We start from the raw sequence: 22,615 nt of genomic DNA on the forward strand, positions 1-22,615 counted from the left end.
TATTTTAATTTTATTTTTAGGCAACTAAAATTTATCGTTATGATTATAGGTGTTCCTAAAGAAATTAAAAACAACGAAAGTAGAGTAGGGATGACCCCTGCCGGAGTTTTAGAACTCACCAAAAGAAACCACACGGTTTACGTACAAGCCACCGCCGGAATTGCTAGCGGATTTTCAGATGAAGATTACCAACATGTAGGAGCACAAATTTTACCATCGATCGATGCGGTGTATGCCAAAAGTGATATGATCGTAAAAGTAAAAGAGCCCATTCCTGAAGAATATAGCTTAATTAAAGAAGATCAGGTGGTATTTACCTATTTTCATTTTGCTGCCGATCAAGAACTTACCGAAGCGATGATCGATAGTAAATCGGTTTGTATTGCTTATGAAACCGTACAAGATGCCAACGGCAGGCTACCCTTGCTCACTCCCATGTCTGAAGTGGCCGGAAGAATGTCCATTCAGCAAGGGGCTAAATATTTAGAAAAACCCGTCAAAGGAAAAGGATTGTTATTAGGTGGCGTTCCTGGTGTTTCTCCAGGAAAAGTTTTGATATTAGGTGCCGGAGTCGTTGGGATTCAAGCCGCGAAAATGGCAGCCGGTTTAGGTGCGCACGTCACCATTCTCGACATTAATATGGATCGTTTACGATATGTGAATGACATTATGCCAAGCCACGTTGTTACAGAATTCTCTAACGAATATAACATTAGAAAACACATTAAAACACACGATTTAATTATTGGCGGCGTATTAATACCCGGAGCCAAGGCCCCAAAACTCATCACCCGAGATATGCTAAAAGAAATGGATCACGGCACGGTAATCGTTGATGTAGCCGTCGATCAAGGTGGTTGTATTGAAACCACTAAAGCGACCACCCACCAAGATCCTGTTTATATTATTGATGAGGTGGTACATTATTGCGTGGCCAATATGCCGGGAGCCGTTCCGCATACTTCTACCGTTGCACTGACCAATGTAACTTTGCCTTATGTGATTAATTTGGCACAAAAAGGTTGGGAAAAAGCCTGTAAAGAAGATACTACGCTGTTTAAAGGACTTAACATTATAAAAGGAAAAGTCGTATATCAACCCATCGCTGAAGCTTTCGGCTGGGAAGAGGTTCATCAATAGGGCGTTTCCCTACGGGTCGGGCCTGCTTACCGGTAGGTAAGCTTTCGGCAGTCGCTTTTTTGTTTTTTAGAATTGATATGCCTACCAGGTTTTATAAACCTTGCAGGATGATGTTTACTTTTTTAGGTTTCTTTACGTGATACAGAACCTACCTATAGATAGGCAAGCTTATTTTCCTCAATTCATCTTGCAAATATTAAAATAGAATTTCGTTGAGTATTCCTACAAGGTCTTTTTGACCTTGTAGGTTTTTTTTAGAATTAATACCTACCAGGTTTTATAAACCTTGCAGGACAATATGTAGCTTACTTTTTTAGGTTTCTTTACGTGATACAGAACCTACCTACAGATAGGCAAGCTTATTTTCCTCAATTCATCTTTTGAACATTAAAATAGAATTTCGTTGAGCATTCCTACAAGGTCTTTTTTGACCTTGTAGGTTTTTTTTAGAATTGATACCTATAAGGTTTTATAAAGCTTTCAGGATGATGTTTACTTTATTAGTTTCTTTACGTGATAGTGAACCTACCTATAGATAGGCAAGCTTATTTTCCTCAATTCATCTTGCAAATATTAAAATAGAATTTCGTTGAGCATTCCTGCAAAGTCTTTTTTGACCTTGTAGTTTTTTTTTAATTAATACCTACAAGGTTTTGTAAACCTTGCAGGACAATATGTAGCTTACTTTTTTAGGTTTCTTTACGTGATACAGAACCTACCTACAGATAGGCAAGCTTATTTTCCTCAATTCATCTTGCAAATATTAAAATAGAATTTCGTTGAGCATTCCTGCAAGGTCTTTTTGACCTTGTAGGTTTTTTTTAGAATTGATATACCTAACAGGTTTTATAAAGCTTGCAGGACAATATGGAGTTTACTTTTTTAGTTTCTTTACGTGATACAGAACCTACATATAGATAGTCGAGCTTATTTTTATCAATTCATCTTTTAAACATTAAAACAGAATTTCGTTGAGTATTCCTACAAGGTCTTTTTGGGCCTTGTAGGTTTTTTAGAATTGATATCTACCAGGTTTTATAAACTTTGCAGGATGATGTTTACTTTTTTAGGTTTCTTTACGTGATACTGAACCTACCTACAGATAGGCAAGCTTATTTTCCTCAATTCATCTTGCAAATATTAAAATAGAATTTTGTTGAGTATTCCTGCAAGGTCTTTTTTGACCTTGTAGGTTTTTTTTTAGAATTAATACCTACCAGGTTTTATAAAGCTTGCAGGATGATGTTTACTTTTTTAGTTTCTTTACGTGATAGTGAACCTACCTATAGATGGGCAAGCTTATTTTCCTCAATTCATCTTTTAAACATTAAAACAGAATTTCGTTGAGCATTCCTACAAGGTCTTTTTTGACCTTGTCGTTTTTTTTAGAATTGATACCTACCAGGTTTTATAAACCTTGCAGGATGATGTTTACTTTTTTAGTTTCTTTTACGTGATACAGGACCTACCTATAGATGGGCAAGCTTATTTTCCTCAATTCATCTTTTAAACATTAAAACAGAATTTCGTTGAGCATTCCTACAAGGTCTTTTTTGACCTTGTCGTTTTTTTTAGAATTGATACCTACCAGGTTTTATAAACCTTGCAGGATGATGTTTACTTTTTTAGTTTCTTTTACGTGATACAGGACCTACCTATAGATGGGCAAGCTTATTTTCCTCAATTCATCTTTTAAACATTAAAACAGAATTTCGTTGAGCATTCCTACAAGGTCTTTTTTGACCTTGTCGTTTTTTAGAATTAATACCTACCAGGTTTTATAAAGCTTGCGGGATATTTGTAGTTTACTTTTTTAGTTTCTTTACGTGATACTTAACCTACCTATAGATAGGCAAGCTTATTTTCCTCAATTCATCTTGCAAATATTAAAATAGAATTTCGTTGAGCATTCCTGCAAAGTCTTTTTGGGCCTTGTAGGTTTTTTAGAATTGATACCTACCAGGTTTTATAAAGCTTGCAGGATATTTGTAGTTTACTTTATTAGTTTCTTTTACGTGATACAGGACCTACCTATAGATGGGCAAGCTTATTTTCCTCAATTCATCTTGCAAATATTAAAATAGAATTTCGTTGAGCATTCCTGCAAGGTTTTTTTGATGTTGTAGGTTTTTTTTTAGAATTGATACCTACCAGGTTTTATAAAGCTTGCGGGATATTTGTAGTTTACTTTTTTAGTTTCTTTATGTGATACTGAACCTAACTATAGATAGTCGAGCTTATTTTCTTCAATTCATCTTACAAATATTAAGACAGAATTTCGTTGAGCATTCCTGCAAGGTCTTTTTTGACCTTGTAGGTTTTTTTTTTAATTAATACCTACCAGGTTTTGTAAACCTTGCAGGACAATATGTAGCTTACTTTTTTAGTTTCTTTTACGTGATACTGAATCTACCTATTGATGGATAAGCTTATTTTTACCAAGTTATCTAGCAAATATTAAAACAGAATTTTGTTGAGCATTCCTGCAAGGTCTTTTTGACCTTTTCGTTTTTTTTAGAATTGATACCTGCCAGGTTTTATAAACCTTGCAGGACAATATGGAGTTTACTTTTTTAGGTTTCTTTACGTGATACTGAACCTACCTATAGATAGTCGAACTTATTTTCCTCAATTCATCTTGTAAATATTAAAGCAGAATTTTGTTGAGCATTCCTGCAAGGTTTTTTTGACGTTGTAGGTTTTTTAGAATTGATACCTACCAGGTTTTATAAACCTTGCAGGATATTTGACCTCATGATAAATCTATCGGTAGGGAGGTTTATTTTAGCATCCCATCTTAAAAATACTGAAATAGTAAGAAGAGTTTGAAGAAAAATCTTGATAGAATTCAGCTTGACATTTTAGATCAACTAAAAGTTCCTTCCCTTTCAAGGAAGGTGGCTTATAGAGCGGCAGCGGAGTAAGTCGGAAGGGTTTTATCATTGTTTACGTAAGGTTTTAATATTCTAAATTTTTGCATCAGGGATGGTAACGGCATGCTTTTTATTGTGACCTTGAGTCTTTAGACTTCGCTCAAGACGGGCTTAGTCGAAAGGTATTGAGAATAAAAAGACCTGCCTGCTGACAGGCAGGTACAGCGAACAGCCAGACCCGCAGGGAGATGCCCAAAAGACAAAACGTCACTTATTTAACTTGGCTAGATTTTTGATTTTATCCTATAAAAAAACTGAAAAAGATAAAATTATGATGGGATATTATGTGCTTATCGGACTCATTATGCTGGTAAGTTGGTATGTGAGCCATAAGCTGAAATCGAAATTTAAAAAGTACTCGAAAACCCATTTGCAAAATGGGATGAGTGGGGCCGAGATTGCCCGTAAAATGTTAGAAGATAACGGAATTTACGATGTGAAAGTAATTTCGACGCCGGGACAATTAACCGATCATTACAACCCGCAAAAGAAAACGGTGAATTTAAGTGAGGCGGTTTACAGTCAGCGTAATGCGGCTGCAGCAGCGGTTGCCGCACACGAATGCGGTCACGCGGTACAACATGCTAAAGCTTATGGTTGGTTAAAAATGAGAAGTGCCTTAGTGCCGGTGGTGAGCGTGGCTTCCCGTTTTAGTCAGTTTGTGATTATAGGAGGTATTATTTTGATGGCAATAGTTTCTTTTAATCTAGGGCAAATGGTGTTATTGGCGGGAATTATTCTTTTTGGGATGGGGACCTTGTTCAGTTTTGTCACCTTGCCGGTAGAGTATGACGCGAGTCATCGAGCATTGGCTTGGTTAAAAGCTGAAAATGTAGTAACTCCAGAGGAATATGGAGATTCTAAAGATGCTTTAAAATGGGCTGCCAGAACGTATGTAGTTGCAGCAGTTGGTTCGTTAGCAACTTTGCTTTACTTCATCGGAATATTTTTAGGAGGAAGAGATTAAGAGTTTTATACTAAATAAAGAAAAGCCTTCAACTGTTTTTGTTGAAGGCTTTTTTGTTTATGATTTAGAGTGGAGTCGAGCATTTTTGATAACTTAAAAGTTTGTCGCTCATCTCGAAGCGGAAAGAATTTTTTAAAATCTATCCAACTACGTTGTCTACATTATAGCCTAAATACTCACGTTCTTTTTCTTGGAAAACAATTCCGTTTTCGGCGAGTTCTTTTAAGATGGGTTCGTAAACTTCTTTGGTAATTGGTCTTAAAACTCCGGGTGTGGTAATTTCTTTATTCAAAATTTTAAGTGTTGCGATTCCTACCGGTAAACCAACCGTCTTTGCCATGGCTGTATAGGTTTGGTCTTCTCCAATATGTACCATTGTTGAGTCGATTTGACTGGTTTTGCCATCTATTTCGTAACCAAATTTATGATACATGACAATCATATCTTTATCATCGGGAGCAAGTGTCCATTTATCTTCTAGTATTTTTTGAAGCGCTTGGGCAGGAGTTGCATTTTTAATTCCTATTTTTTTGTGAGGATTAAAAATATCTAACTCCAATAGCTTTTCCCACATGACATCGTCTTGATCTATTTTGAGGTTGTAGCGTGTTTTTAATTCTACTGAATCTGTTGGAGAATAAGGAAGGAAAGAATTCACAAACTCCCGGTAACTCATATTTTCAGAATTTTGTAGGGTGTAGGTGTCATCGGTCATTCCTAATTGAACAAACATATTCCAAGCTTTACTAAAGCCTACTCGGCGTAAGGTCCCACGGTAAAGTGTTCTAACGTTATCAAGTCCGTAAACACTTCTGTATTTTAAAGAATCACGGTTGGCGAGGCCTTCAAACCTTCCGTGGTTTTCAATTTCTAAAAATTCGGTTCTTCTAAATAAACGATGGTAAGGGATGTATTTGTAGGTGCCTTCTTGCATAAAAACAGCAGCTCCTCCTTGTCCGGCAACCACTACGTTTCTGGGATTCCACGTAAACTTATAATTCCAAAGATTGGTGTCGCTTTCCGGAGCTACGAGTCCACCGGTAAACGATTCAAAGAGTAGCATTTTTCCGCCTTTCTCTCGAATCCTGTCGATTACCTGCATGGCGCTCATATGGTCAATTCCCGGATCTACACCAATTTCATTCATAAAAGTGAGTCCTTTTTTCTTTACTTCTTCATCTAAAGCTTGCATTTCGTCACTCACATAAGAAGCGGTCACTAAATTTTTGTTGAAATTCACACAGTCTTTGGCGACTTCAATATGAAAACGTGCCGGAAGCATGGAAATAACAATATCTGCTTCTTTGATAGCAGTTTGCCTTTCTTCAGCTTTAAAAATATCTAGCTGAATTGCTTTTGTATTGGGATGATTTCCTGCAAATTTCTCAGCATTTTCAAGTGATAAATCACCAATGATAATTTGAAGTTGTTCTTTTTCTGATTTTTCTTTTAGGTATTTAACGAGTGAGGAGGTAGATTTTCCTGCACCAATCAATAATATTCTTCGCATGTTTAAAATTACTTGGTTAATTTTGTAGTTCTTTCAAATTACTTAATAAAATCTTACTTAAAAAAATAAATCATGCAAAGAAACCTATTAATTCTTGGATGTGTTTTGGGAATGTTAGCTGTTATTCTAGGGGCTTTTGGTGCTCACGGTTTAAAAGAAGTTTTAAGCGAAGAAAGCTTAACAAGTTACGAAACCGGAGTGCGATATCAATTCTATCATGCGTTTTTAGCGCTTATTGTTGCCAATTCTTCTTTTTTTACTTCAAAAACTAAGAACATTGTGTTTTACTTGATTTTAGTGGGGGTTATCTTGTTTTCTGGTTCTATTTATTTGTTGTCAACCTATGCTTTAACGGGGGTTTCTTTTAAAAGTATAGCTTTTATAACTCCAGTAGGGGGACTTCTTTTAATTTTGGCTTGGTTGTTGTTATTTGTTAACTTGTTGAGAATGAACAAGAAATAAAAATTATAAACTTATTAGTCTTTAAAAGTTTTATTTCTATTTTTGCTGTACAAACACAACAAATTAATTTTTATGCTTTCAAACAATGTAACTTCGAAAACGTTTTCGTTGTCCGATTACGGAATAAAAAAAGCAGATTTTCATTATCAATTATCTCCAGAGGAACTTCATCAAATTACTATTGATAAGGATATGGGAGTGGAAGCCAATTCTGGGGCTTTGGCAGTGAACACAGGAGAGTTTACGGGGAGATCACCCTTAGATCGTTTTATCGTAAAAGATGAAATTACGGAAAACGAAGTATGGTGGGGAAACATTAATATTCCTTTTGATAAAGATAAATTTGATGCTCTTTATAAAAAAGTCGCTCAGTATCTTTCTGATAAAGAGTTATATGTAAGGGATGCTTATGCATGTGCAGATCAAGATTACCGATTGAACATCCGGGTAATTAATGAATATCCTTGGAGCAATATGTTTGCCTATAATATGTTCCTGCGTCCTGAGGAGGAAGAACTGGAAAATTTTCAAGAAGACTGGTTAATTGTGAATGCCCCCGGGTTTAAAGCGGATCCTGAAACAGATGGAACAAGACAACACAATTTTGCAATCCTTAATTTTAGTGAAAAAATAGCTCTTATAGGAGGAACCGGATATACCGGAGAAATTAAAAAAGGTATTTTTTCTGCCCTAAATTTTATCTTACCCATATATCATAATGTGTTGCCGATGCATTGCTCTGCCAATGTAGGTGATGATCATGATACCGCTCTTTTCTTTGGCCTTTCAGGTACCGGTAAAACCACCCTTTCTGCAGATCCTGAACGTAAACTTATTGGTGACGATGAGCATGGTTGGACACCTAATAATAAGGTTTTTAACTTTGAAGGAGGATGCTATGCAAAAGTAATTAATCTCTCTGAAGAAGGGGAACCAGATATTTATAAAGCGATTAAACGCGGTGCTATATTAGAAAATGTTATTTTAGATGAAAATGGAGAAGTAGATTTTGAAGATACTACCATTACCCAAAATACGAGAGTAAGTTACCCCATTTACCATATTGATAATATACAGCAACCCTCTGTAGGGGAAAATACAAAAAATATTTTCTTTTTAACTGCAGATGCTTTTGGGGTTTTGCCTCCTATCAGTAAATTAAATCCGGGACAGGCAGCTTATCATTTTATAAGTGGTTATACCGCTAAAGTTGCCGGTACAGAAGAAGGTGTTACTGAGCCTATTCCAAGTTTTTCAGCTTGTTTTGGAGCACCATTTATGCCTTTGCATCCAACCAGGTATGCTGAAATGCTTAGTGAAAAAATGAAAGCTTCCGGAGTAAATGTTTGGCTAATCAATACAGGGTGGACAGGTGGTCCTTATGGAACCGGTTCTAGAATGAAGTTGAAATATACACGAGCTATGATCTCGGCAGCATTAGAAGGTAAATTGGATGATGTTAGTTTTGAACAGCATCCTATTTTTGGACTCGAAATGCCAACAGAATGTCCTCATGTTCCTGTAGAAGTATTAAATCCGCGGAAGACGTGGAAAGATAAAGAAGCTTACGATAAGAAAGCTGGTTTGCTAGCTTCTTATTTTAAAGATAATTTTGAAAAGTTTGATGATTTCGCTAATGATGAGATCTTAAAAGGAGGTCCTATTGTTTAGTGGTTTTTAAGTTTGAACCAAAAAGGGCATTGAATTTTCAATGCCCTTTTTTCATGTAATTATTTAATCTAAGCGATTTATTTTTTGTTTTGTTCTTTAATGTACTTCTCTAAGGCCATAGTCATAGAAGGTGTTTCTGGAGTGGGAGCTTTAATGTTCACGGTTAAACCATGCTCCTTAGCAGCTTTTATGGTGCTATTCCCAAAAACTGCAATTCTGGTATTGTTTTGCTTAAAGTCTGGGAAATTTTCAAATAATGATTTAATTCCGCTAGGACTAAAGAAAACAACAATATCATAAAATACTTTTTCTAAGTGTGATAAATCGCTTACTACGGTTTTATAGAAAACTGCTTTTTTCCAAGTTACCCCGGCTTTATCCAATTGTTTAGGAATGGCAGGTTTCAACATATCTGAACAAGGCAGTAGGAACTTTTCGTTTTTGTATTTTTTAATAGTAGGAATTAATTCAGGAAAGGTTCTTTTTCCTACATAAATTTTACGTTTTCTGTATACTACATATTTCTGTAGGTAATAAGCAACGGCTTCACTCTGGCAAAAGTATTTTAAAGAGTCTGGCACCTTAAAGCGCATTTCTTCAGCAAGTCTGAAAAAGTGATCGACCGCGTTTCTGCTTGTTAAGATAATAGCAGTAAATTGGGAAAGATCGACTTTTTGTTGACGTACTTCTTTAGAAGTTACTCCTTCAACGTGTATAAAAGGAATAAAATCAATTTTCACTTTTTGCTTTTCTTCTAATTCAGCATAAGGAGAATTTTCAACCTTTGGTTCAGGTTGAGAAATTAAAATTGTTTTCACTTTCATTGTTGCGACTTTTTTGGCTCGATATTAGTAAACTTTCGTAATCACTTTAAACAAAATGAAATACGGTGCAATTTCGAGAGTGCAAAGGTACAAAATAAAATAGAACCAATTACCTAAAATAAGTTTTTGATTTTGAGAATAGTATTTCGCTAACACTACCATATTGGCTATTATCCAAATACCTACGCTTATAAATAAAAAAATCTTAATGTAAAGTACAGAATAAGCCAATATTAATAATATAGGAAGTACTGCAAGCGCCAAGAAATTTTTATAAGTGATTTTATAGAAAAGGTAATTATCCAATAAATTACTGATGTTAAAAATTTCTCCTATAATTTTTTCAATTAGGTATTTTACTCCAATAAAAATATTAAATGCTAAGTAAATCTGTATGAAAATGATGAGGTCTGAAGTGTCACTAGGTAATAGCGATAAAGTTTTAAGTAGAAAATAAATTCCTAAAGAGATGGAGAGTCCTTGAGCTATAAAAAATAAAAAGGAAAATAAATTAAAAACAGAAAGGCTCCTTTTATGGGAAGTAAAATATTTGTTGGATTTGAATATACGCCAGAAATCAAAAAAGTCTTCTTGAAAAAACTTTTTAGAAAATGCCAGCAATAACAGGATAATTACGAAAACAATCGTAATCCAGTCATTAGAAATGTAATTTCTGGTAAAAACTTCCAACTTCAATTTTTACTGCAAATTTAAGACTAAATAGGTACAATTTCTGAAATAAGACAGCTTAAAAATAATTACATTTGCCAAAAATGGCAAAATGTCGAGGCGGCTCGTAATTATCCCTACATATAATGAAATTGAAAATATTGAGCGTATCGTACGCAACGTATTTTCTCAGCGGGCATCTTTTGATATTTTGGTGGTAGACGATAATTCTCCAGATCAAACTTCCAGTAAAGTAGAAGAATTACAATCAGAATATAAAGATCGATTATTTCTTGAGGTAAGAACAGAAAAATCGGGTTTAGGGACGGCTTATATTCATGGCTTTAAATGGGCTTTAAAAAGAGATTATGAATTTATTTTTGAGATGGATGCCGATTTCTCTCATAATCCCAATGATTTAATTAGGCTATATAATGCTTGTGTAAAGCAAGAAGCAGATCTAGCCATTGGTTCACGTTATGTAAAAGGGGTGAATGTGGTTAATTGGCCTATGAACAGAGTATTAATGTCATATTTTGCCTCTAAGTATGTGAAGTTGATCACCCGAATGAATATCCAGGATACAACCGCCGGTTTTGTTTGTTACCGTAGAAAAGTATTAGAAAAGATTAATTTAGATACCATTCAGTTTGTGGGCTATGCTTTTCAAATTGAAATGAAGTTTAAAGCTTATCTTCATAAATTTAATATTGTAGAAGTTCCTGTTATATTTACAGACCGAACCAAAGGTGAATCTAAGCTAAGTAGTAATATTATTTCTGAAGCTGTTTTTGGAGTAATAAAAATGAAATTAAAAAGTTTGTTTGGTAAAGAGGTTTAAGTTTAAAATTATTTATTTGCGGAGTAACATCTGAAAATAGAAAATTAAAAAAAGCAGATGAAAAAGATTTTAATAAAGAATGCCAACATCATTAATGAAGGAAAAGTCTTTGAAGGTGATGTTTATATTGAAAATGATACGATTGTTGAAGTGGCCAATATTATTAGCGCAAAATCTCAAGATGTACAAATCATCGATGCGGAAGGAAAACATTTACTTCCCGGGGTAATTGACGATCAGGTACATTTTAGAGAGCCGGGCTTAACCCATAAAGAAGATATCGAGCACGGTTCTAAAGCGGCTATTGCCGGCGGAATCACTTCGTTTATTGAAATGCCCAATACCGTCCCGCAAACTACGACCATAGAAAAGCTGGAGGAAAAATTTGCTATTGCTGCAGAAAAGGCCTACGCGAACTATTCGTTTATGTTTGGTGGAACCAACGATAACTTAGAAGAGATTAAAAAAGTAAATCCTAAAAATACAGCCGCTTTAAAATTGTTTTTAGGATCTTCTACCGGAAATATGTTGGTAGATGACGAGAAAGTACTGGAAGAAATCTTTAAACATTCTCCTTTATTAATTGCTACTCATTGTGAAGATGAACAGACCATTCAAGATAATCTAGCCAAATATAAAGAAGAGTTTGGAGATGATATCCCCATTATTTACCATCCTGAAATAAGAAGCGAAAAAGCTTGTTACCTATCTTCTTCCAGAGCAGTGGCTCTTGCCAAAAAAACTGGAGCTAGGTTGCATGTTTTTCATCTTTCAACAGCTAAAGAATTAGAGCTGTTTAGCAATAAAAAGCCATTAAAAGATAAAAAGATCACGGCAGAAGTTTGTATTCATCATTTGTGGTTCAATAACGAAATGTATGAAGAAAAAGGGACGTTAATTAAATGGAACCCTGCTGTTAAAACCAAGAAAGATCAAGAAGCTTTATTAAAAGCTTTGCTGGATGATAAACTGGATGTGATCGCAACAGATCACGCCCCGCATACCAAAGAAGAAAAAGACAATCCTTATACAAAAGCACCAAGTGGAGGGCCGTTAGTACAGCACGCACTTCCTGCGATGTTAGAATTTTATCATAAAGGAAAAATATCCTTAGAGAAAATTGTAGAAAAAATGTGTCATAACCCGGCCATTTTATTTGAGATTGAAAAGCGTGGTTATATTAGGGAAGGCTATAAAGCAGATTTAGTGTTGGTTGATTTAAATGCACCTTGGACCGTGCAAAAAGACAATATCCTTTATAAATGCGGTTGGTCACCTTTTGAAAAAACCACTTTTAAATCTAGAATTACCCATACGTTTGTTAACGGAGCTTTGGTGTACAAGAATTTTAAGGTTTTAAACGTTAAAAATGCAGAACGTCTAACATTTGATAGATAATGAAGTTTTCTAAAACTATTTACCTTTTTTTATGCATTGGGTTTTTTGCTTGTCAGGATGTTGAAAAAGCAGAACAACCAGAAAACCTTATTCCTGAATCGAAGATGGTAAATGTATTGGTAGATCTTTTAAAACTTGACGGAGCAGAAAGTATGTCTTCTATCGAGTTTGAAAAAAGGGACGTACAAACCAAAGACCTTATTTTTAAAAAATACCAAGTAGATAGTTTGCAGTTTGTAAAAAGCACTACGTATTACGCTGAAAATTTTAAAGTAAACAAGCGTATCTACGATAGCGTTCAAGCCAGATTGGAACGGGAGAAAACCTTATTGGATTCTTTGGTGAAAAAAGAAAGGGAACAATCTAAAGAAGAAAAAGATTTAGAAAAGGGAAAAGAGAAATTTAAAAGTTTTACTAAAAAAGTAGAAGTGAAGGAAGATTGGGAAGAGGATTAAAAAAAAACTCTTCGGGAGGCGCCCCAGCATCAATAATCCGATTCTGCTCAGTGTGATAAGAATTTTTATTTTTTAAAGACAATACTTAGGTAATTACTGTTGATCTTCCACATAAAAAGCAGCAGTAGTTTTCACGGCTTTATCAATAGAAGTAAATTCGAAAGTTGGTAAAGCCGTTTTTATTTTGGTATGATCGTAATATGTTTTATTAAAAGCTGCTTTGATTGATTTTCTGGTAATCTCTTTGTTTGTGTTGAATAAAAAACTGCCTATCGATTGAAAAATCCAGCCCAAAAATACCATCCAGGGTTGTAGGGCTTTGGTAGGTTGAGGTTTGTTCAAGGCTTCTGCTATTTTGCCTTGCACTTCTTTAAAAGAAAGATTTTCTCCCACTACAATAAAGCGTTCATTTTTTATTTCGGCTTCCATTAATTTAATCATCGCTGAGCTAACATCTTCCACCGCCACAAAACCAGTAACAAGCGGAAGGTAATAACTTAAACCTTTATCAATACGGCTAAAAATTTGTCCGCTGCCCGTATTCCAATTTCCACTCCCAATAATTACCCCGGGGTTTACAATCACCACATTTAATCCTTCTTGAGAAGCTCGCCAAACTTCCATTTCGGCTCCGTATTTACAAATGGAATAGTTATCGTATTCCAATTCGTTATTTCGGGGAGAATTTTCAGTTACTTTTTGGTTATTCAATTCGCTTCCCAGTGCCGCAATAGAACTTACGTGGCAAAATTTCTTAATGTTTTTACTTAACGAAATATTGACCACATTGGCGGTTCCTTCAATATTTATTTTTCTAAGTGCTTTGTAGTCTTTGGGATCGTAAGAAATAAGTCCGGCGCAATGATATACATGGTCAATTCCTTCAAAAGCATCAGTCAGTTCGGGAATGCGGGTAATATCGGCTTTCACCCATTCAATTTTTGTTAAAAGTGTTTCAGCTTGTTTACCTAATTTTTGCTGAATGATTTTTTGGGAGGAAGCAATTTTAGCTTCCGTTCGGTATAAAGCCCTTATTTTTACTTCCTTCAGCAGTAAATCTGCCAACAATTGAACACCTACTAATCCGGTAGCACCTGTAACTAGAATCATAGTATAAATATAAGCTTTTCTGAATAGGAAAATTTTGAGTTTCTCCTATCTTTGTCAAACCTATTAAAATTTCAGCATAAAAATGAATTAGCTGAAAATTATTCAACATTAATACGTAAAATTTAGATTAAAATGGCCAAAAATTTTGTAGAAGAATTACAGTGGAGAGGAATGTTACACGATGTAATGCCGGGAACCGAAGAGCATTTAGCAGAAGAAATGCGTTCTGCTTATATTGGTTTTGATCCTACTTCAGATTCTTTGCATATTGGTAGTATGGTGCCCATCATGATATTGGCACATTTTCAACGTTGTGGGCATAAACCTTATGCACTTGTTGGTGGGGCCACAGGGATGATTGGAGACCCAAGTGGAAAATCCCAAGAGCGTAATTTATTGGATGAGGAAAGCTTAAATAAAAATCAGGAAGGAATAAAAAAGCAACTTTCTAAATTTTTAGATTTTTCAGGGAAAGAAGAAAACGGAGCAGTATTGGTGAATAACTATGACTGGATGAAGGAGTTTTCTTTTCTTGAATTTATTAGAGATGTGGGAAAACACATTACCGTAAATTACATGATGTCGAAAGATTCTGTGAAAAAGCGTCTTTCTTCAGAATCGAGTGAAGGGATGAGTTTCACGGAGTTTACCTACCAATTGGTACAAGGTTACGATTTTCTTCATTTATATAATGCTGAAAAATGTACGCTGCAGATGGGAGGAAGTGACCAGTGGGGGAATATTACGACCGGAACCGAATTGATTAGAAGAATTGGTGGCGGAAAAGGTTTTGCTTTAACTTCACCCTTGATTACCAAAGCCGACGGAAGTAAATTTGGGAAGTCTGAAGGTGGTAATGTTTGGTTAGACCCAGAGAGAACTTCTCCTTACAAATTTTACCAATACTGGATTAATACGAGTGATGAAGATGCAGAAAAGTTCATTAAAATTTTCACTTTCTTAGAGAAAGAAGAAATAGAAAGTTTAATTGCGGAACATGCGGAGGCTCCTCACGCACGTGTTTTACAAAAGCGTTTGGCGGAAGAAATTACCGAAATGGTTCATTCTAAAGAAGAGTTGGATAATGCCATTAAAGCTTCTCATGTTTTGTTTGGAAAAAGTACTGCAGAAGATTTAAAATCTTTAGATGAAAAAACTTTCTTAGATGTTTTTGAAGGTGTGCCACAAGCTGATGTAGAAAAGTCTAAAGTTGAAGCCGGATTGGATATGATTGCTGCACTTGCTGTAGAAACCAATTTTTTAGCTAGTAACGGGGAAGCCAGAAGAGCTTTAAAAGAGAATTCGGTATCTGTTAACAAAGAAAAAGTGAAAGAAGATTATACGATTACTGCAGAAGATTTAATTAGCGGAAAATATATCATTATTAATAAGGGCAAGAAAAATACCTATATTATTAGAGCGGTATAATTTTAAAAAGCGAAAGCCCGGGTAACTACTCCCGGGCTCTCTAAATAACTAACCAATCTATTATGAAAAAACTTCATCTTAGCACTTAATAAGACGAAGAGATTCCCTTTGAATTACAAAATATCTTGAGATTAACATAAGAATAACAATTGTTAGCTTAAAGCACCATTAAATTGCATCCTCTTATGTCGCTATTGTCAAATCTTCCCAAGATTTCAAAAGCATTTTTATTTATTTTTTTTCCTAAATCTTGTGTTGCGATAAAAGAGCAAGAATTAAGGTTGGCAAGGTCTATTACGTTGATTCCGCCTGTTTTTCCATCAGGAACATAGCTTAACGCGTCTTCAGGATCACGAAGAAGGATTTGCATATGCGATGGGCAGTGAAAAATTCCGTTTCCTTTAGAGTAGGCTTGCGATAGTAATTCTGTCATTCCATATTCTGAATGAATGCTTTCAACACCAAAGCCCATTTTTAGAATTTGATGAAGTTCTTTTCTAATCATTTCTTTGCGCCTACCTTTCATCCCGCCGGTTTCCATAATAATTGTGTTTTTTAAGTGGAATTGATGTTTCTCTACTAAATCCAACAAAGCAAAAGAAACGCCGATGAGCAGTATTTTTTTTCCTGTTGCATCGAGTTTTTCCAAAATGCTCGCCAGCTCGTCTAATTCATCTAAATAAAAGCCACTTTCCGGATAGTTACTGTTTTCTATGAAATAGTTGGCCATATAGATTAAAGAGGAGCCTTTGCGTTCTAAATAAGCGGGAAGTAGGGCTAAGGTGGTGTACTCTTCAATAGGTCCGTAAAAACCTTCAAAAGCATTGATAAAGCTTTTTTCGTAAAGACTTAAATCGGTAACAACATGCTTACTGGTAAGGTTTCCTGTGGTTCCGCTACTCGTAAAAGTTTCTACAATTTTTTTTGTTGAAGAAAGTATTAGGTGTGATTTAAAAAACTCAATGGGTAAAAATGGAATTTCTTCTAAGGAGTTTACTTGTTCCGGATTTGTTTTTAGTAAATCGCAGAATTTTCGGTAAACCGAATTGTTTTGATATTGAAACTGAAATACCTGAATCGCTGTTTGCAGAAAGTCATCTTCATTTTTAATGTTGAATAGTTGTTCTTCCAGTTTCATTTATGATTGAAATTTTCAGCAAAAATAGAAAATAAAAAAGCGCCTACTAAGAGGCGCTTTAAATTTATAAGAATGAAATAAGATTATTTCACGATTAACTTTTTGGTAGAAGCAACTCCGTTTTGAGAAACTTTTACTAAATATATTCCCGCATTTAAGCTAGAAATATTTAAGCTACCATTACTTACTTTTTTAGCGATTACTTGTTTTCCAAGAATATCAAACACTTGTACTTGAATAGCATTTGTAGATTCTGTTTGGATAGTTACCTGTCCTTTTGCTGGATTAGGGTAAAGACTAAAGTTAGTTTTAGCGTTAGCTTTTGTGGCTAAGTTAGCATCTATATCATTAGAATTTCTAGGATAGATTTGAGCAGTTTGGTTAAATTCTGCACCTAAACCAACTAAATTGATGGTACTTGTAGGAAGTGCACTGTCAATATAGTCTGCCTCGCTGAAATTTGTTCTCAAAATGCTAGTTTCGTTTCCATTAGAGATTTCATAGCTTTTTGCGCTTTGGAAATTTCCGTTACCATCAGTAATGTCACTAACAGTGATATTCTCAAAAGCAATTAATTCAGATTCATAATCTTCATAGTTGGTATTGAATTCTGCTATGGTAATTATTTGAGGTGCTACTGTGTTTCCTGTAGAAACTGCCGCAGCGATATCTTCAGAAGGTACAAATTGTAAAATACCATTATAATCTGAAAGTGTTCCCGTAATATTCTGGATAGCGTCTCCCATATTATACTCTCCGGTAATTATTCCAGCAGCATCATCTATAAGAATTGCTGCAGTATCATCTTGAATATATTTCTGATTTCTAGTATCTCTTAAATAGGTGATCACAGCTTCTCCTGTTAATTTGTAATAATCTTCATCATTACCTGCTCTAAGTTCAGCTATAGTACTAACTTCATTTAAAGATGCTATGGTGAAAGTTACCATATCTTCTACAGTAGGGTCTAATTCATTTCCGTCATTATCTACTAATTGAATCATAACGGTATAATCACCAGATTCTAAATCTGCTAATACAATGTTTTCAGCATCAAACTTGTTGATATATGTTGCTCCATTATCAGTACTATATTGAACATAACCATCACCGTTTGTTTCTGTAGCACTTGAAGAGATCGTAAAGTTAGAAACAGCAAATTCTACAGTTACTTCTGTTGTGCTTGGTGAAAAAATATTACCATCTGCAGGAGAAGTGATTATTAAAGCAGCATCTCCTCCTTCTCCAGTAGTTTCGTAAGTAGCAATGTCAATTACATCTTCAAAAATTGTAGCACTTTGACAGCTTCCTTGTCCGTCTAAAGCAGAATTGTTAAAAGTCCAATCTGTGACTACAAAAGCACCATTAGGAGTAGAGCCATTATTTCTTTTTGCATAACCATCTTTGTATTCCCAAGCGGTACCAGTACCGTCTTCTTCGTTACCATATTGGTCAACAACAGAGCTGTCACTATCTAAAATTATTCTAATAGCGTCATCACCATTAAAGTTTACAGCATCAGAAGTAGTAGCTAGGGTATTTGTTGCTGAAGGGAATTCAGCAGCAAAAATAGATTCTCCACCATCTGTCTCTCCGTCTTTATAGAGATAAACAAATTCATCGGTTACTGTACCTAATTCAGTTAGGTTAAGGTTAGAGCCAAATTCGCCTCCATTTGCAGATTTTTGTAACGTGTAGTTAGAAAAATCTACTGTACCGTCAGCATAAATTTCTACCACTTTAGGGGTTCCACCAGAACAGTCGCCATCAGCTATCATCGTAATAATAGGAGTTTGCCCAAAGGAGAAAAAAGTAACCATAAGAGCAAAAAAAAGTGTAATTTTCTTCATAAAAAGATATTTAAATTAAATATATGTACAAATATAATAAATACCGATTAGTTACTATACTATCTGTAGGTTAATAACTTTTTTTTAATAAAAAAAGCCACCCATTAAGGTGGCTTTTGTGAGAATTGATATTCTTATAGTGAGATTACTCCATTAAGTTAGGAAGCTCTCCAACCCATTGGGTAGCCCAATCAAAAATAGATTTATCAGTTCCTGTATTTCCAGGAGTTACATTAATGGTAGCTCCTACTTCATTTTTAATATCAGTTGCGTCGATATCACCAATAGCGCTTACATTAATTTCAGTCATAGAACTTGCAGGACCTGAACCGTCTGTTAAGTCGATAAAATCGCTTGCTTCCCCTGCATCTTCACCTTCTGCAGCTACAATAGCAACTAATCCATTGTTAATAGTTACACTACTTCCTCTTCTAATTTTAATCATATCTGCCATTGTGATGGTAGATTGGTGATGAAGAGTTAAGTTAGTGATAGTTGGGTTAGAACGTGGAGAAGCATCATTGTTGTTAGAGTTGTTGTCAGCTTCAATACCTCTAGGATCTTCTGTTACATCATTAAATCCAACACGACGAAGACCGTAGAAATTTGTACCTTCACCGTTCCATCCTTCAGTCCAGTCAAACCAATCGTCTTTAGCATTTATAACTAAAGCGTTTTCAACATTTACAGTTCCACCGAACCATTCGATACCGTCATCATCACCATTGTTAATTACGATGTTTTTTACACTAGTTCCATTTCCAACTCCGTATAAAGTAAGACCGTTAAATTCTTGCTCACCTCCAATTCGAGCACCTGTATATTCTAAGATAAGATAATTGATTTTACCTGAGTTATCGGCAGCATCATTACCTCCATAGGTTATCCCTGCAACTTCTGTTTCAGCAGTATCTCCGGTGTTAATGGGAGCGTAACCTGCAAGCATTAACCCCCCCCAGTCACCTGATCTTGGGTTAGCAGCAGCAGAAGTAATAAGTATAGGTTCTGTAGCAGTACCTTGAGCATCGATCTTAGCGCCTTGCTCAATTGCAATATATACATCTGTACCACCTGCGGCAGCACGTATAACAGTTCCTGGTTCAATAGTTAAAGTAGCATTTTCCTTTACTTCTAAAGCTCCGGTTAAATTCCATTCGGTATCAGCTGATAAAGTAACATTTCCTGTTACATCTCCAAATAATGCTTCAGGATCTAAATCTGGATCATCTTGAGAGGCAATTATTTCGTCTCTAACTTCTCCATTAGGGTTATCTGGAGTACTATTGTTGTCGTCGTCATCTGAACAAGCTGCAAAAATTGCTGCAATTGCCATAGAAGTTAAATAAAATTTGAACTTTTTCATCATTGTTAAATTTAAATTAAAGATTTGATTTATAAAAAATTTTAAAAATTATAGTTAATTCCTAAGCTAAAAATTCTTCCTTTTTTGAACGTATTAATTACAGTTTCTTCCCCTTCAATATTTTCTTGTGTAAGCTCGAAATTAGGATCTATTAAATTTCTTGCTTTAATACTTATCCCTAAAGACTCAGTTAATTTAGATTGTAAAACAAAGTCTAGTGTAGGGATTCCGGTTTCCATAATATTTCCTTTCTGTTGTACGCCTAATGAATATATTCTGTCACTAAAATAATTGAGTACCAAAGAAGGAGTGATTTCAAAATTATTTTTCTTGTAATTAAAAGTTAGATCTGTATTTAAAAGGAATGGTGAAGCTCCTTGTAATTTATCTTCCTTATTGGTAAAATTAGTAGATGGATCTTTTAGATCTTGATGAGAATATAAGTAAGAGGCATTAATACCAAAAGACAGATTTTGAGAGAAGCTGTTATTTTCATTTTCTTCAACATTGAAAATATCTTTTCTTAACTCTAACTCAACTCCAGCTATAGTTGCTTTATCTCCTGAATTAATATAGGAAAGTTGGTTGGCTGCTGAATTTACCTCTATCCTACTAATAGGGTCTATAATTTCTTTGTAAAACCCGGTTAAAGATACAAGTTCAGAGGAGCTAAAATAATATTCGTATTTTACATCTATATTGTATACGTCTGAAGGCGTAAGTTGTGGATTACCGAAACTTGCGAAGTTTACATCTTCATAAACAAATGGGGCAACTTCTTTAAACTGTGGAAAAATATAACTCTTACTTCCTGCAAGTCTTAAAATACCATCTTCGCTTAAATTGTATTTTAAGTTAAAACTCGGTAACAAGTAATTTTCTTTAAGTTGTGCAGGATCTACATTTCGACTAAAAGCACTACTGGAAAGATTTGTATTCCAATTCACCCATTGGTCTAAATTTTCATAACGTAAACCTAAATTAGCCGAAAAATTCTCTGTGAAATTATAAGAAGCACTGGCGAAACCTGCATAGATTGTTTTGTCTCCTTCATAGAAGAAAGGAGCTAAAGGATTAAAATCGGCACCGAAACCATTACTGGTAACTAAACGGAATACATTATCATCTAGATTTTGTTGATTGAATACACCATCAATATTGGAAAGGTCAATATTAATTGGACTTCCAAAATCATGGTTAAACTGTATAAAGTCGAAACGACGTTCATTTTTACGATAGTTGGCGCCAAAACTTAAAACACCTTTACTCTCATCAGCACTTTCTCCTCCAAATTGATAGTCAAACTTAAGATTACCTGCTATTTCATCGTCTTTAAGTTTTGAAAAGAATCGATGGTTGTAAGCTGGTGTTCCTACCGCTGTACGATAATTTGTTCCGTCATTTACAAATGTATTTTGTCTTCGGTCTGGCTCATCACTACGGGTGGTGTTGTAAGCTAAATCTAAATTTACTTCAAAGCGATCATTCACTTCAAAATTACTTAGTATTTGATTTACAAAAGTTACATTGTCGTTTATTTGTTGTCTTAGGATATAGGCTGAATCGCCTACTTCTTCTGAAATATTAGCAGATTGACCAGCATATTCACCCAAATTTTGAGAGTTATTGTGAAGGAATAATGAATTATAACTTATGGATCCATATTGATGTCCGTAAGAAATATTACCCATTAATATTTGGGATACGTTATAGTAATATTTTTTAAAGTCTAAATCTCTTAAAGGTAAGCCTTGCGCATTGATTTGTTTTGTATTCCCTTCTTGGTAAACATAATTGTTGGCTACAGATCCTATAAGTAATCCTTTTAGGGTATTTCCATTTTCAAAATCAAGTTTTCTGCCAGCTTGTAAAGATATACCGCTATTTATTGGGTTTTTTTGGCTTTGATCAGGGTTGTAAGAGTTAGAAAAATTATAATTTTCTAAGCTGTTAATGGGAGCAACGCCTTTTTTCATACCTGTACCAAACCAAGAAGCTCCTTGTGGTAACTTAAAATTTTGGTTTACAGCACGACTGTTAAAACCTGTTTCTAAGCCTATTTGTAATATACTTTTCTTGTATAGTTCTTTAGAAGTAATATTTATCAATGCTCCTGCTACATCACCGTAGTTACTTGCATTGAAAGTCTTATTTACTCCTACGCTATTAATAATATCTGATGAGAAAAAATCTAAGGCTATGTTTTTGTATTCTGGATCGTCAGAGGGAAGTGGTAAACCATTAAGGGACGTGAAATTATAGCGATCTCCTAAACCTCTAACAAATACGTTTTTTTCGCCTTCTTGTTTACTTACACCTGAAATTTTGGTGAGAGCTCCCTCAGCGTTGCTTACTCCTTTACGGGCAAGTTCTTGAGCACCAATGGCTGTTTTAATTTCTAAAGCGTCTTTTTGATCTAAAAGAAGTGCGGTTTCAGAATCTCTTCTGGCAACTGTAGTGATCATCACTTCATCTAACGCAGCAGCACTAGCTCCTAATCCGGTATTTACTTCGGTTACTTTGTTAGCCACTACTTTTACATTAGGTACTTCTAAAGTTTCATATCCTACAAAACTAAACACAACGGTATAGGTTCCTGGGTCGATAGTGTTGATTTCATAAAGACCATCAAAATCGGAAGTAGTTCCTTTACTGGTGTTTTTAATAGTGACGTTTGCGAATGGCAGCGGTTGATCTCCTGTTTCCTTGTCGGTGATCTTCCCGGCAATAGAGCCTTTCTCCTGTGAATATGATATCACGGATACTAAGCAGATTAAAATACTAAAAATTCGTTTCATTTACTTTTACTTTTCGTTGCAAAGGAAACTAAGCAGGCTTCAATAAGTGTTAGCTTGT

Annotated in this window: 16 protein-coding genes; 8 read left to right on the forward strand and 8 right to left on the reverse strand. The window is 35.0% G+C overall.

The features are described from left to right. The first annotated feature begins 39 nt into the window (after positions 1-39). Both ald and FVB9532_RS04455 read left to right on the forward strand, forming a co-directional pair. Positions 40-1,140 carry an alanine dehydrogenase gene (ald, locus tag FVB9532_RS04450; protein WP_150544002.1) on the forward strand — a complete coding sequence of 367 codons (1,101 nt, stop codon included), beginning with the start codon at positions 40-42 and terminating at the stop codon, positions 1,138-1,140. A gap of 3,204 nt (positions 1,141-4,344) precedes the next feature. After that, positions 4,345-5,040: a zinc metallopeptidase gene (locus FVB9532_RS04455; protein ID WP_150544003.1), complete on the forward strand. Its 696-nt coding sequence runs from the start codon at positions 4,345-4,347 to the stop codon at positions 5,038-5,040. Positions 5,041-5,179: 139 nt separating this feature from the next. Here FVB9532_RS04455 and FVB9532_RS04460 read toward each other — a convergent pair whose 3' ends face one another. After that, entirely contained in the window at positions 5,180-6,550 is a 1,371-nt protein-coding gene (locus FVB9532_RS04460) for a saccharopine dehydrogenase family protein (protein ID WP_150544004.1), read from the reverse strand. A gap of 72 nt (positions 6,551-6,622) precedes the next feature. On the opposite strand from FVB9532_RS04460, the gene FVB9532_RS04465 reads away from it, so the two are divergent. Both FVB9532_RS04465 and pckA read left to right on the forward strand, forming a co-directional pair. Then, on the forward strand, positions 6,623-7,012 hold the full coding sequence (locus FVB9532_RS04465; RefSeq protein WP_150544005.1) for a DUF423 domain-containing protein: 390 nt from the start codon (positions 6,623-6,625) through the stop codon (positions 7,010-7,012). 72 nt (positions 7,013-7,084) lie between these two features. After that, on the forward strand, positions 7,085-8,683 hold the full coding sequence (gene pckA, locus FVB9532_RS04470; RefSeq protein ID WP_150544006.1) for a phosphoenolpyruvate carboxykinase (ATP): 1,599 nt from the start codon (positions 7,085-7,087) through the stop codon (positions 8,681-8,683). Positions 8,684-8,760: 77 nt separating this feature from the next. Here the strand turns inward: pckA and FVB9532_RS04475 are convergent, their stop codons facing one another. After that, a complete protein-coding gene (locus FVB9532_RS04475) occupies positions 8,761-9,507 on the reverse strand; it encodes a uroporphyrinogen-III synthase (protein WP_150544007.1) in 747 nt (248 codons plus the stop codon). Between the two features lie 24 nt (positions 9,508-9,531). Then, a complete protein-coding gene (locus FVB9532_RS04480) occupies positions 9,532-10,203 on the reverse strand; it encodes a DUF4271 domain-containing protein (protein ID WP_150544008.1) in 672 nt (223 codons plus the stop codon). 85 nt (positions 10,204-10,288) lie between these two features. Between FVB9532_RS04480 and FVB9532_RS04485 the strand changes: the two genes are divergently transcribed. From FVB9532_RS04485 to FVB9532_RS04495, 3 genes are read left to right on the forward strand one after another with little or no spacing between them, the layout of a single operon-like run. Further along, entirely contained in the window at positions 10,289-11,017 is a 729-nt protein-coding gene (locus FVB9532_RS04485) for a polyprenol monophosphomannose synthase (protein WP_150544009.1), read from the forward strand. A 57-nt stretch (positions 11,018-11,074) separates the two neighbouring features. Next, positions 11,075-12,415, forward strand: coding sequence for a dihydroorotase (locus FVB9532_RS04490; RefSeq protein WP_150544010.1), 1,341 nt, complete (start codon positions 11,075-11,077; stop codon positions 12,413-12,415). Continuing rightward, positions 12,415-12,870, forward strand: coding sequence for a DUF4296 domain-containing protein (locus FVB9532_RS04495; protein WP_150544011.1), 456 nt, complete (start codon positions 12,415-12,417; stop codon positions 12,868-12,870). The genes FVB9532_RS04490 and FVB9532_RS04495 overlap by 1 nt, the downstream gene beginning before the upstream one ends. 93 nt (positions 12,871-12,963) lie before the next feature. Here FVB9532_RS04495 and FVB9532_RS04500 read toward each other — a convergent pair whose 3' ends face one another. Further along, positions 12,964-13,980: an SDR family oxidoreductase gene (locus FVB9532_RS04500; RefSeq protein WP_150544012.1), complete on the reverse strand. Its 1,017-nt coding sequence runs from the start codon at positions 13,978-13,980 to the stop codon at positions 12,964-12,966. 132 nt (positions 13,981-14,112) lie between these two features. Between FVB9532_RS04500 and tyrS the strand changes: the two genes are divergently transcribed. Further along, positions 14,113-15,408, forward strand: a complete 1,296-nt coding sequence (gene tyrS, locus FVB9532_RS04505; protein ID WP_150544013.1) for a tyrosine--tRNA ligase — start codon at positions 14,113-14,115, stop codon at positions 15,406-15,408. A gap of 157 nt (positions 15,409-15,565) precedes the next feature. On the opposite strand, the gene FVB9532_RS04510 is transcribed toward tyrS, so the two are convergent. The 4 genes from FVB9532_RS04510 to FVB9532_RS04525 all read right to left on the reverse strand — a co-directional run bounded on the left by FVB9532_RS04510 (position 15,566) and on the right by FVB9532_RS04525 (position 22,557). Continuing rightward, positions 15,566-16,546 carry a LuxE/PaaK family acyltransferase gene (locus FVB9532_RS04510; RefSeq protein ID WP_150544014.1) on the reverse strand — a complete coding sequence of 327 codons (981 nt, stop codon included), beginning with the start codon at positions 16,544-16,546 and terminating at the stop codon, positions 15,566-15,568. Between the two features lie 83 nt (positions 16,547-16,629). Next, positions 16,630-18,396, reverse strand: a complete 1,767-nt coding sequence (locus tag FVB9532_RS04515; protein WP_150544015.1) for a T9SS type A sorting domain-containing protein — start codon at positions 18,394-18,396, stop codon at positions 16,630-16,632. Between the two features lie 145 nt (positions 18,397-18,541). Further along, positions 18,542-19,759: a beta-helix domain-containing protein gene (locus FVB9532_RS04520; RefSeq protein WP_150544016.1), complete on the reverse strand. Its 1,218-nt coding sequence runs from the start codon at positions 19,757-19,759 to the stop codon at positions 18,542-18,544. Between the two features lie 41 nt (positions 19,760-19,800). Further along, positions 19,801-22,557: a TonB-dependent receptor gene (locus tag FVB9532_RS04525; RefSeq protein WP_150544017.1), complete on the reverse strand. Its 2,757-nt coding sequence runs from the start codon at positions 22,555-22,557 to the stop codon at positions 19,801-19,803. Positions 22,558-22,615: the final 58 nt, after the last annotated feature.

Source organism: Mesonia oceanica, assembly GCF_902499555.1.
In the GTDB taxonomy this organism is placed as follows: Bacteria; Bacteroidota; Bacteroidia; order Flavobacteriales; family Flavobacteriaceae; genus Mesonia; species Mesonia oceanica.